Here is an 11178-nt window from a genome sequence, read left to right as displayed (position 1 = left end):
TCGCGCTCGGGCAGCCAGCACTGCGTGGTGTCGTCGAAGCGGAAGCGGCAACCCGCAATGTCGGCCAGTTGGGTTTCGGGACGCAGGCCGAAGCCGAGCGCGAGTGCATCGCACCGGATTGTTTCGACGATAGCCTCGTCGCCGTTCCCGGCATCAGCGCGACGCCATGCGAGACCCGTGACGGACCGTTCTCCGTGCACGCGCTCCAGCGTCACGTTGCGTTCGATCCGCACGCCGTGGGCCTGGAGCCAGCCGACGTAGTAGACGCCCTTGGCCAACGTGGCTGGCTGGCGAGCGAGCTTCGGCAGCGCTCGAGCCTGCGCGGCGAGCGGGCTCGTATCGAGCACGGCGGCGACGCGCGCACCAGCTTTCGCATATTGGTATGCGACGAGGTAAAGGAGCGGCCCTGTACCGGCGAATACGATCTGCGAGCCGATCGCGCAACCTTGCGCCTTGAGCGCTGTTTGCGCACCGCCGAGCGTATAGACGCCGGGCAGCGTCCATCCGGGTATCGGCAGGACACGATCGGTCGCGCCTGTTGCGAGGATCAGGTGGGAGAAAGGCACGTTCTGCTCGCGTGCATCATGCAGCGCCACGAGCCGGCCGCCTTGTCCATTGCGCGCATCGCAGTCCCAGACCAGCGTATCGGCCTGATAGCCGATATGGGGGAGCAGCGCCTCCATCGTCGAATGGAGCGCATGGGCTTTGGCTGCCTCGAATCCGTAGAGCGTACGCTTCGAGCGTTCGAAACCGGCACCGGCGGCCGGCTGCCGATAGATCTGCCCGCCGCAACGCGATTGCTCGTCGAGCACGAGCGGACGCAGTCCCGCTGCGACGAGCGTTTCGGCCGCCCGCACGCCCGCGGGACCTGCGCCGACGATGACAATGCGCGCAGCGTCGGTCATCGTTCGCCGCCCCACGTCGTGCCGTCACCAGGCGCGGCCGCACGGCCCCCGTCGCAGTTCATGCCGCTGGCCCTGGCGCGCGTGACGAGGCGCATGCCTGCCACGATCGGCGTCGAGCATGCGCGTATGCGCTCGCCGGCTTCCGTGTGCAGCCAGCAGTCCTGGCATGCGCCGATGAGGCAGAAGCCGGCACGGGGCTCGTCGTTGAATTCGCTGTGGCGCACGAACCGCTGCAGCAAAAGCACTGCGGTGAGCACTGTATCGCCAGCGAGCGCTTGCGCCTCGCGGCCGTCGAGAAAGAAGGAGACGCTCGCACGACGCGTCTCGGCAATCCGAACGAATTGCGGATCGCTGGGGTGGCAGGCGTCGGCTTGCCGATCAGGAGTGCCAAGCATCAATGATTGCCGATCAGGACGCGGTTGAGCCCGTATATGCGGTCGAGCAGCAGCATCGCCGCGGCGGAGATCGCGATTACGAGCGTGGAGACGGATGCCATCATCGGGTCGATCGACTCCGTCGCGTACATGTACATGCGCACCGGCAACGTGACGGTTTGCGGCGACGTGACGAAGATCGACATGGTCAGTTCGTCGAAGCTGTTGATGAATGCGAGCAACCAGCCGCCGGTGATGCCGGGCAGAATCATCGGTAATGTGATGCGCCGGAACGTGGTCCATGCGCTCGCGCCGAGCGAGAACGCGGCGTGCTCGACGCTGCGATCGAGCCCGCTAGCGGCGGCCAGGATCAAACGCAATACGAACGGCGTGACGATGACCACGTGCGCTATGACGAGCCAGGCAAACGAGCCCGTCGCGCCGATCACGGCAAAAAACCGCAAAAACGCGATACCCAGCACGAGCCCGGGAATGACGAGCGGCGAGAGCATCAACGCGTTGAGAAAGTTCCGCCCCGGAAAACGCGCGCGGGCAATCGCGAGTCCAGCCGGCAGGGCGATCGCGAGCGAGAGCGTGGACGCAAGGAACGCGAGTTTCACGCTGTTGAAGAATGCACCGATGAAATCAGGGTAGTTGAGGATGGCGCGAAACCAGCGCAGCGAAAGCCCATGCGTCGGCAACGTGAGTGTCTCGTCGGGCGTGAATGCGACGAGCACGACGATGGCAAGCGGTGCAAGCACGAAGAGGATCACGAGCGTATGAAACGCGAGTGCGAGAGGTCCGTTACGTCTCATGGCGAAGTTCCGGTCTCAACCCATGCTGCGCGCGTAACGGCGCTCGAGCACGCGGTAATAGGTGAGCATGACGGCGAGATTGGCGGCCAGCAGCAACAGCGCGATCGTTGCACCGAGCGGCCAGTCGAGCGAGCCGAGAAATTGATCGTAGACCGCGGTCGCGGCCATTTTCAGGCGCCGCCCTCCCAGCAGGCCCGGAATCGCAAATGCGCTGGCCGATAGGCCGAACACCATCAGGCTGCCCGAAAGAATGCCCGGCATCACCTGCGGCAGCACGATGCGATAAAGCGTGACCCAGGGCGTTGCCATCAGCGACAGCGCGGCTTGCTCGGTTTGCGGATCGAGCCTTTGCAGGGCGGTCCAGACGGGAATGACCATGAACGGCAGCATGACGTGCACGAGTGCGATGACGATCGCGAACGACGTGTATTCGAGTTTGAAGGGCCCGAGGCCGAACAAGGCGAACGCCTGATTGACGAGGCCGTTCGTGTTGAGCAGCATGCTCCAGCCGAACGCGCGGACGACGACGGAGACGAGCAGGGGCGCCAGAATCGCGAGCAGGAACAACGAGCGCCAAGGGTCGCGCATGCGCGAGAGCACATAGGCTTCGGGCGCGCCGATCGCAACGCATGCCACCGTCGTCACGAACGCGATGGCGAACGTGCGCGCGAAGATGGTCTGATAGTAAGGAGAACCGACGACCTCGATGTAGTTGCCGAACTGAAACGCGGCGATGGGCCCGCTCGACGGATCGAAACGATAGAACGTCAGCACCAGCGTCATCGCGAGCGGTACGAACACGAGGGTCGCAAACAGCATGAATGCGGGCGCGCTCGCGAGCCACAGCGGCACATAGGCTCGCCACGGCGTACCGGTCGACGGCAACGCCGGCGATGCGGCGGCGGTCGATGTCGTGCGCACCGATGGGGGCTGCGAGGACTTCGATGCAGCGATCGTCATTGTCGCGCCTCCGTCTCGACGAAGCGGATGGCGTCGTTGGTCCAATCGACACCGACCTGCTGTCCTTCTGCGATCGGCTCCCCGCCTTCGTTCTGGCAACACACGAGCACCTCCCCGAGCGGGGAAGCCACCCGATAAAGCCATTGGCTGCCGAGGAAGAAACGGCTCGTCACGGTGGCGTCCAGACGGCCGCGGCTCGACTCGCAAAGCTTGAGCTTTTCCGGGCGGATACAGACCGTCACCGCGTCGCCTTTGCCGGGTTCGCCACGGTCGTTGCCGCTGAGCACCGCGCGTCCGACGGCAACGACGTCATGCCCGAGGTCGATGCGGATTTCATCGCCGTCGTTCGCGAGCACCGTGCCCGCGAGCAGATTCGCCTTGCCGATGAATTGCGAAACGAAGCGGTTCTCGGGGCGCTCGTAGGCTCGATAGGGCGTATCGATCTGCGTAATGCGGCCTGCCTCCATGACTACGACGCGGTCGCTGATGGACAGCGCTTCGGACTGATCGTGCGTGACCATGATGGTCGTCGTGCCGATGCGCCGTTGGATCGCGCGGAGTTCGAACTGCATTTCCTCGCGCAGCTTGGCGTCGAGGTTCGACATCGGCTCGTCGAGCAGCAGGACCGGCGGCGCGATGACGATGGCGCGAGCCAGTGCGACCCGCTGACGCTGGCCGCCCGAGAGTTCGCGCGGGAAGCGGTGGGCGAGCGCGTCCAGATGAACGAGCGAGAGCGCTTCACGCACGCGCTCCTCGCTTTCCTTGCGATCGGTGCCGCGCATCTCGAGTCCGAACCGGACGTTCTGCGCGACGCTCATGTGCGGAAACAGCGCGTAGCTTTGGAACACGACGCCGAGCCCGCGTCGATTGGGCTTCAGATGTGTGATGTCGCATCCGTCGAGCGCAATGCTGCCGCTCGATACGTCGAGGAAACCGGCGATCATCTGCAGCGTCGTGGTTTTGCCGCACCCGGACGGACCGAGCAAGGAAACGAATTCACCCTTTTCGACCGACAGGTTCAGGTTGCGTACGGCCTGCAGATCGCCGAACGACTTCGAAAGATCGGTGAGCTTGAGAAACGACATGACGGATCCTCTGTAACCGCGACGCCGCGACACCATCGATGGCGATATCGCCATGGGGCGCGAGGCACGGCTGATTCTGTCCAGACAGATTTGTCGCGTCAATTTGGAATTCCGATCAGCGGGAGGAAAATCAAAAAAATTCCATTGACCGGAACATCGAGGCATCTTTCCGATGCATCATTCCATTGCGGATGATCAGGGTTTGCCCGCTGTTTCAAGCCACATCTCACACGCACGCTTGAAAACTGAGATACTCGCTTTCGACGAGCTGGCATAGATAGTTTCACTCAATGGAATAACGGTCGCATATATGAGGCAATCCTCCGTCTCGGATGGCACACCGGCGCGGGCAGCGTCCGAGCAGGCGGACGACGCGCGCGCGAGCGGCATGCTGCCGCGCGCATTCGCCGTGATTCGCGCGTTGGCAGCTGCCCAGGCCGATGGTGCGCGCGTAACGCAGCTCGCCAAGTCCGTGGGCCTTACGCAGGGCACGACGCATCGCATCCTGCACGCGTTGATCGCGGAAGGCGCGGTCGAACAAGACGAGCAGAGCAAGCGCTACCGGCTCGGCCTCGATTTCTTCGCGCTGGCCGCGCTCGCGGGCAACCCCGGCGGGTTGCGCACGCTTTGCCGCCCATCGCTGCTGAGGCTATGCGCCAGTCTCGGCGAGACGATTTTTTTACTGGCGAAGAGCGGGTTCGATGCAGTGTGTCTCGACATCTGCGAGGGACCGTTTCCGATCCGGTCGTTCACGAGCGACATCGGCGGAAGAATCGCGCTGGGTGTCGGACAAGGCAGCCTCGCAATCCTTGCGTTCTTGCCCGAAGCCGAGCGGGAAGAAATCATCCGCTTCAACGTGCCGCGTATTCGCGGATACGGCGTACTCGACGAGGTCTACCTGCGCACCGAGATCGAACGCGTGCGGCAGCTTGGCTATGCGGGACGCAACAGCGGCGTGCTCGACGGCATGGCAGGGGTGGCCGTGCCGATCCTCGATCGCGCGGGTACGGCCATTGCGGCGTTGAGCGTGGGCACACTGGCTTCGAGGCTCAACGAGGAACGGCTGCCGATGATCGTGGAGCTGCTGAAACGGCAGGCCGATGCGATCGGGCCGTTGGCCAATCCGTTCGACGTCGCGCTGCGGCGCCGGCCGACCCACGCGCTTGCCGATGTCGTGCCGCACCCGCGCAGCGTATGACCCGCAACGTCGAGGTCGGAGCGGGGGACTCCGGTAAAATCAGCGCTTTTCGCCTCACATCGAGCTGCTCCTCATGACCCAAGACGAACTCAAGCGCATGGTCGGCCAAGCCGCCGCCGACTACGTGAATGCTCACGCTCCGGAGGGCGCCGTCATCGGCGTCGGCACCGGATCCACGGCGAATTGTTTCATCGAAGCGCTGGCACCGCATCGGGCGCGTTACCGCGGCGCGGTGTCGAGCTCGGTTGCCACCACGGCACGGCTCGAGCAGCACGGCATTCCCGTGTTCGATCTGAACGAGATCGAATCGCTGCCCGTCTATGTCGACGGCGCCGACGAGATCGACGCGAGCGGCGCCATGATCAAGGGCGGCGGCGGCGCGCTCACCCGCGAAAAAATCGTTGCTTCGGTATCCGAAGTATTCGTCTGTATCGCCGATGCATCGAAGCGGGTCGATGTGCTTGGCAGCTTTCCGTTGCCGATCGAGGTCGTGCCGATGGCACGCACGGCGATCGGGCGGCGAGTCATGGCGCTCGGCGGGGTGCCCGTGCTGCGCGTGCGGCAGGACGGCGCGCCTTATATCACTGATAACGGCAACGAGATCCTCGACGTAAAGGGCTTGCAGATCGCCGCGCCGCGCGAACTCGAGGCGACGATCAACGCGTGGCCCGGTGTCGTCACCGTCGGGCTGTTCGCCGCACGAGGCGCGGATCTGTGCCTGTTGGGCTCGGGAACGGGCGTCGAATCGATTCTTTACGGCGCACCGAGGTAAGCCGCGCGTTCGGCCGCAAGCGCAACGGGAAGGTACTCGCACGCGGGCCTGAGCGTTGCGCACCGCACCGCGGCTTGCACCGCGGTGCGGACCACATCATGCGCTCAGGTGACGGCGTTCGTTTGATGCAGGCTCGGCAGCAGCCGGTCGAATTCGCGCTTCACGAGCCCATAGCATTCGCAAGCGCGCGATTCGAGACCTTTACGATCGAGCACCTTGATATGCCCTCGGCTGTGATGGATGAGGCCCTGCTCGTGCAGCTTGCCGGCGGCCTCGGTAATGCCTTCGCGGCGCACCCCGAGCATGTCGGCGATCATCTGTTGCGTCACGGCCAGCTCGTTCGTGGCGGCCCGGTCGATTTCGATCAGCAGCCAACGGCACAGTTGCTTGCTGAGCGAGTGGTGCCGGTTGCATGCGGCCGTTTGTGCGACCTGCGTGAGAAGGGCCTGCATATAAAGCAGCATCAGCCGGCGCAGGAGATCGGAACGCGCGATCTCCTGTTTCAATTGCTGAGCGCTCATTCGATAGGCGAAACCCGCGCATTGCACTTGGACACGACTCGGCATCGTTTCGCCGCCGGTCAGCACCTGTACGCCCGTCATGCCCTCACGGCCGACGGCAGCGAGTTCGACAGAACCGCCGTCTTCCATCATCGAGAGGATCGAGATGATGGCCGTCGTCGGGAAGTAGACGTGATGGATCTTGTGTCCGCAGTCGCACAGCAATTGCTCTGTGCGAAGATGAACCAACTCGAGATGAGGCGTCAGCGCTTGCCATTCATGCGACGGCAATGCCCCTAGCAGATGGTTGCCGTGAAGGTCGGATTGTAGTGTCAACATGATCGGTCCTCGAAAAACAGCCACGTCATGCGGTTCTCGCGCATAGGCTCGTGCGGCTCTTTGTTGCTTAAGGCCGTGGATGCTTGGATGTGTCGGACGACTGGGTTCCGACATCGCCATTCAACCCGGCGTGGTTTTGGCCTTCTCTCCCTGGCCGTGCCACCGTCTGTGCGGCAGCGCTCAGTTGCGCGCCAGGATCAGCGAGGATCGTGCCATGCCCCGCGAGGCCCCGCCGCACCGGAAGCGACCACTGTTGCGACGCGGGACTACGGAACCGAGCAACCTTTTTGTTTCAAATCTGCACAACGCGCCCGTGTGCCGGGACTCCTCAGACTCAGCTTTGTTTGATTGCCGTAAACCGTTGATCGGCATGCTGTTTGGGCTCGAGGCGCACGGCATACGGCGGCCTGCGCACCCTCTCGATCGGCGGCGTGCAAGCACGGGCCGGATGGCGGAAATTGATTCAGTTGTGTTGCATCGGCCACATTCGTTGCTGCGTCGCGCTGACTTCGCTACGAGATCGAAGCCCCGGCTGACAAGGGTTCGGCTCCCCCCACCATGCCGGCCAGCGGCTTGGCGATGCCGGTGCATTGACGGTCCCGCGGACAACGCTTCGCAGAGTTGGCGTCCCTCGCATGTAAAAGCGACGAGCGTCGCGAATGACTCATTGTTGAGACATGTGCGCGCGGTGCAATTTCGAGCGTTGTATTGCCTACGCCGTGCAAACTCGGAAGAGTGAGTGCGATTGCGAACGGAACTGTACTTGTATGAGAAGTACCGTGCAGCATGACGATTCGTCTTACCTGGGCCCGCGGCTCGATGGTCGGAAGCGGTGCTCGCATGCAGCGGTATGCAACCTGTACCGCACCCGTCGTCGAAGCGGAGACGACAGTGAGGTCTCCTAAACGATTGGCGCCCACGCCGCGAGGGAGCGGCAGCGCGCAAGCATAGTCATACTGGATTCGTCAGAGGGATAACCCTGTTCAGGCGTTTCCCAATAGCGTGGCGAATTTGAACGAAGCACCGTATCGCCTACCGAAAGCGCGATGCGTAGCCGGGCAACGGATGAGGCGGGAGTAAGCGTCGATAGGCGCATCGGGGGGAGTCATGGAGCAGGGGAAGGATCGTTCGCTGGTCAGCAAAGTGATGGACGGGCTTGTCACCGGCATCGTCGAAGAGAAGTACGGGGCGATTCTTCCGCCGCAAGACGTGCTGTCGAAGGAGTTCGACGTCAGCCGCACAGTCATGCGTGAAGCGTTGTCGATGCTGCTCGCGCGGCACATGCTGGACGTCCGGCCGAAGGTCGGTACGCGCATTCGTTCGATGCGCGACTGGCGCATGATCGACGAAGATGTCGTGAACTGGCGCTTCAGGGCCAAGCCCGATCCGCTGTTCATGCGCGACGTCATCGAGTTTCGTATGGTCATCGAGCCGCGGGCGGCGGCGCAAGCCGCGGTACGGGCGAGCGTGGCCGACGTGGCCGCCATTCGCGAGGCGTTCGATCTGTTTCGCTCGCTCGCGCCGGGAGACGCAGGCTATGCGTCCGCGAACGAGATGCTGCATACGCGCATCGTCCATGCGAGCGGCAACCAGTTTTTCCAGCAAATGGCTGCGATCATTCGCGGAGCGCTTGCCGCGACGCAACCGATGCTGATGGAAAAGCAGGGCGCCTGGGAGATCTCGGTGCGAACGCACGAACGTCTGGTTTCGGCGATCGAGCGGCGCGACCCGAAGGAAGCCGAAGCTGCGGCGCTCGCGCTCGTCGAGTTGGCCGCCGATGAAGTCAGCCGGGAGTTCTCGGTCGAGATGCCAGGCCGGCGATAACGCGAGTCCGGTACGGTGGGGCGCTCGGGGCCGATGCGGCACGGCTTCGGCGCGCCCTCGCGTAATGGGCAGTTCGACATGCCTGGCGCGGCAACTCGGATATGATCGCAGGCGCATCGGCCATGACCGATGCTCGTTTGCAATCATCCGTCCGGGAGCTCATCGATGCCGACGCTTGCCAACCTCTGGCGCAACAACAAGAGCCTCATTGCCTTCATCTTCCTCATGGTCGTGTTCCGGAGCGCCGTGGCCGACTGGAACTCCGTGCCGAGCGGCTCGATGCTGCCGACGATCCGTGAGGGGGATCGCATTTTCGTCGACAAAATGGCCTACGATTTGCGGGTGCCGCTGACGCACATTCGAATCGCACACCTTGCCGACCCCCAACGCGGCGATATCGTGACGATCGATTCATCGGCTGCCCACGAGCTTCTCGTCAAGCGCATCGTCGCCATCCCGGGCGATAGCGTTTCACTGGTCGACAATGTGCTCTACGTGAACGGAGTGCGCGCGCAGTACCGGTCCCTCGTCGTGGCGCCCATGCGCGATGCGCCGTCTTCGCCGGGGATCTACCTCGTCGAACATCTGGACAAGTCGTCTCGCGTCGTACGCTGGTCGCCGGTGGCGCCCAGCCCGCGAAGCTCGTTCGGTCCCGTGATCGTGCCGGCCGGCAAGTACTTCATGCTCGGCGACAATCGCGACAATAGTGCGGACTCGCGCTACTTCGGTTTCTTTCCCCGCAGCGAGGTGCTGGGGCGCACGCGCCGGGTTGCCTACTCGCTCGACCCCGACCATTTCTATCTGCCGCGCATCGATCGGTTCGGCGCAGCGCTCGACGCGGTCGCGGCTGCCGCGAAGCTACCGGCCTACTGAAAAGGCGCGATACGCCGGCCCGTCAGTGACGCGTCGGCAGCGCCAGCCGGCGCTCGTACCAGCGCTGCACCCATTCGAGCACTTGGCAGAGCACCCAATAGATTGCGGCCGCCGCGAGATAAAGCGGTAGCGGCTGATAGGTGGCCGCGATGATCTCCTGTGCGCTGCGCAAGAGTTCGGTCACCGTGATGACCGAGACGAGCGACGTATCCTTGATGAGGCTGATCAGGCTGTTCGAAAGGCTCGGCACCGCGATGCGCAGCGCCTGCGGCCCGATGATATAGCGCAGCGTCTGCCGCCTGGACAAGCCGAGGCTATAGGCTGCCAGCCATTGGCCGCGATGAATGCCGTTGATGGCGCCGCGCATGCTCTCCGATAGATACGCGGCCACATTGGCCGACAGCGCGATGACGCCCGCCGGCGTCGGTTCGAGCGCGATGCCGACGCTTGGCAGCCCGTAATAAACGACGAAGATCTGCACGAGCATCGGTGTGCCCCGCATGAGACTCACGTAGACGCGCGCGATCCAGTTCAGGGGGCGACTATGGCTGATACCCATCAATGCGAGCCCGACTGCGGCAACGAGCCCGCAGGCCATCGAAAGCACGGCGAATTTGACGGTGAGTGCCGCGCCCTGCAAGAGCGCGGGCATCGACTGGACGAGCAGGGATGTTGTGGAGGACATGGCCTGTGATGGCGTGGAGGCTAAACGATTCGACGAGCCGCAACGGCGCGAGCGCACATCATATACGCTCGATAAAGAGAAAGGGCGGCATCGCCGTGACGCCGCCCTTCATCAGAAGCCGGGAAATAGCGAGGGGCGCTTACTTGCCCTTGGGCTTCGTCACGTCGATGCCGAACCACTTTTCCGAAATCTTCTTGAAAGTGCCGTCGGCTTCGAGCTGGGTCATAGCATCGTCGATGGCCTTGGCAAATTTCGGATTGCCCTTGCGAAACGGAATGGCGGACGGCGTGTCGCTGTTCAGCTGAGCACCCGCACGCAACGGCAGCTGCGAGCCCTTCAGCAGATAAGCGACCATCAGCTTGTCGTTGAGTGCGGCGTCGAGGCGTCCCGCGGCAAGGTCGCGCAAATATTCGGGCGCGCCCGGGTAGGTCTTGACGTCGATGCCGGGAACGGCCTTGGCCATCTGCTCGTAGTTCGTGCCCAGACCGAGGCCGAGCTTTTTGCCCTTCAGGTCATCGAGCGATTTGAACTCGCGCGAGTCATCCTTGCGCTCGATCAACTGGGGTCCCGAGTAGGTATAGGCCGGCGAAAAATCCAACACTTGTTTGCGCGCATCGGTCGCGCCGACCTGGTTGACGATCACGTCGAACTTGCCTGCTTGCAGGCCGGCAATGATGCCGCTCCATTCGGTCGTCGTGAATTCGGGTTTCACGCCGAGCTTGGCCGCCACGGCCTTGGCGATATCGACATCGAAACCGACGAGTTCGCCGCTGGCATTCTTCGAATTGAACGGCGGGAACGTCCCTTCGAGGCCGATGCGCAACGTCCCGCGCTGTTTGACCTCGTCG

Annotated in this window: 12 protein-coding genes; 4 read left to right on the top strand and 8 right to left on the bottom strand. The window is 63.4% G+C overall.

The features are described 5' to 3' along the window. The 5 genes from VGL01_RS23875 to VGL01_RS23855 all read right to left on the bottom strand — a co-directional run. Nucleotides 1-905: FAD/NAD(P)-binding oxidoreductase (locus VGL01_RS23875; protein WP_331573794.1), on the bottom strand; the 905-nt coding region annotated here is incomplete at its 3' end. Beyond that, complete coding sequence (locus tag VGL01_RS23870; protein ID WP_331573792.1) at nt 902-1300, bottom strand: (2Fe-2S)-binding protein; 399 nt, start codon at nt 1298-1300, stop codon at nt 902-904. The genes VGL01_RS23870 and VGL01_RS23875, both read right to left, overlap by 4 nt. After that, a complete protein-coding gene (locus VGL01_RS23865; RefSeq protein ID WP_173256087.1) occupies nt 1300-2094 on the bottom strand; it encodes an ABC transporter permease in 795 nt (264 codons plus the stop codon). Before VGL01_RS23865 ends, VGL01_RS23870 begins: the two co-directional genes overlap by 1 nt. A gap of 15 nt (nt 2095-2109) precedes the next feature. Continuing rightward, nucleotides 2110-3054, bottom strand: coding sequence for an ABC transporter permease (locus tag VGL01_RS23860; protein WP_331573790.1), 945 nt, complete (start codon nt 3052-3054; stop codon nt 2110-2112). Further along, on the bottom strand, nt 3051-4139 hold the full coding sequence (locus VGL01_RS23855; RefSeq protein WP_331573788.1) for an ABC transporter ATP-binding protein: 1089 nt from the start codon (nt 4137-4139) through the stop codon (nt 3051-3053). Before VGL01_RS23855 ends, VGL01_RS23860 begins: the two co-directional genes overlap by 4 nt. 388 nt (nt 4140-4527) lie before the next feature. Between VGL01_RS23855 and VGL01_RS23850 the strand changes: the two genes are divergently transcribed. Both VGL01_RS23850 and rpiA read left to right on the top strand, forming a co-directional pair. Then, a complete protein-coding gene (locus tag VGL01_RS23850) occupies nt 4528-5337 on the top strand; it encodes an IclR family transcriptional regulator (RefSeq protein WP_414720332.1) in 810 nt (269 codons plus the stop codon). 73 nt (nt 5338-5410) lie between these two features. After that, on the top strand, nt 5411-6109 hold the full coding sequence (rpiA, locus tag VGL01_RS23845) for a ribose-5-phosphate isomerase RpiA (protein ID WP_331573784.1): 699 nt from the start codon (nt 5411-5413) through the stop codon (nt 6107-6109). 104 nt (nt 6110-6213) lie between these two features. Here rpiA and VGL01_RS23840 read toward each other — a convergent pair whose 3' ends face one another. After that, nucleotides 6214-6948: a Crp/Fnr family transcriptional regulator gene (locus VGL01_RS23840; protein ID WP_173256093.1), complete on the bottom strand. Its 735-nt coding sequence runs from the start codon at nt 6946-6948 to the stop codon at nt 6214-6216. 1107 nt (nt 6949-8055) lie between these two features. Here VGL01_RS23840 and VGL01_RS23835 point away from each other — a divergent pair. Further along, nucleotides 8056-8772, top strand: a complete 717-nt coding sequence (locus VGL01_RS23835) for a FadR/GntR family transcriptional regulator (RefSeq protein ID WP_331573782.1) — start codon at nt 8056-8058, stop codon at nt 8770-8772. Nucleotides 8773-8937: 165 nt separating this feature from the next. Next, nucleotides 8938-9645 (top strand): signal peptidase I, encoded by a 708-nt coding sequence (gene lepB, locus VGL01_RS23830; protein WP_331573780.1) that lies wholly within the window; start codon nt 8938-8940, stop codon nt 9643-9645. A 22-nt stretch (nt 9646-9667) separates the two neighbouring features. Here the strand turns inward: lepB and VGL01_RS23825 are convergent, their stop codons facing one another. After that, nucleotides 9668-10330 carry an amino acid ABC transporter permease gene (locus tag VGL01_RS23825; protein ID WP_331573778.1) on the bottom strand — a complete coding sequence of 221 codons (663 nt, stop codon included), beginning with the start codon at nt 10328-10330 and terminating at the stop codon, nt 9668-9670. A 139-nt stretch (nt 10331-10469) separates the two neighbouring features. After that, on the bottom strand, nt 10470-11178 hold a 709-nt coding region (locus tag VGL01_RS23820), incomplete at its 5' end, for a transporter substrate-binding domain-containing protein (protein ID WP_331573776.1).

Origin of the sequence: Trinickia sp. (assembly GCF_036503415.1) — a bacterium.
Taxonomy (GTDB): Bacteria; Pseudomonadota; Gammaproteobacteria; order Burkholderiales; family Burkholderiaceae; genus Trinickia.
This window is presented reverse-complemented; position numbering and strand designations above follow the sequence as displayed.

Bases quoted from the DNA above. Each gene is read 5' to 3' on its own strand.
- VGL01_RS23870 (WP_331573792.1), bottom strand. From the start codon at position 1,300: ATGCTTGGCACTCCTGATCGGCAAGCCGACGCCTGCCACCCCAGCGAT.
- VGL01_RS23865 (WP_173256087.1), bottom strand. From the start codon at position 2,094: ATGAGACGTAACGGACCTCTCGCACTCGCGTTTCATACGCTCGTGATC.
- VGL01_RS23860 (WP_331573790.1), bottom strand. From the start codon at position 3,054: ATGACGATCGCTGCATCGAAGTCCTCGCAGCCCCCATCGGTGCGCACG.
- VGL01_RS23855 (WP_331573788.1), bottom strand. From the start codon at position 4,139: ATGTCGTTTCTCAAGCTCACCGATCTTTCGAAGTCGTTCGGCGATCTG.
- VGL01_RS23850 (WP_414720332.1), top strand. From the start codon at position 4,528: ATGCTGCCGCGCGCATTCGCCGTGATTCGCGCGTTGGCAGCTGCCCAG.
- rpiA (WP_331573784.1), top strand. From the start codon at position 5,411: ATGACCCAAGACGAACTCAAGCGCATGGTCGGCCAAGCCGCCGCCGAC.
- VGL01_RS23840 (WP_173256093.1), bottom strand. From the start codon at position 6,948: ATGTTGACACTACAATCCGACCTTCACGGCAACCATCTGCTAGGGGCA.
- VGL01_RS23835 (WP_331573782.1), top strand. From the start codon at position 8,056: ATGGAGCAGGGGAAGGATCGTTCGCTGGTCAGCAAAGTGATGGACGGG.
- lepB (WP_331573780.1), top strand. From the start codon at position 8,938: ATGCCGACGCTTGCCAACCTCTGGCGCAACAACAAGAGCCTCATTGCC.
- VGL01_RS23825 (WP_331573778.1), bottom strand. From the start codon at position 10,330: ATGTCCTCCACAACATCCCTGCTCGTCCAGTCGATGCCCGCGCTCTTG.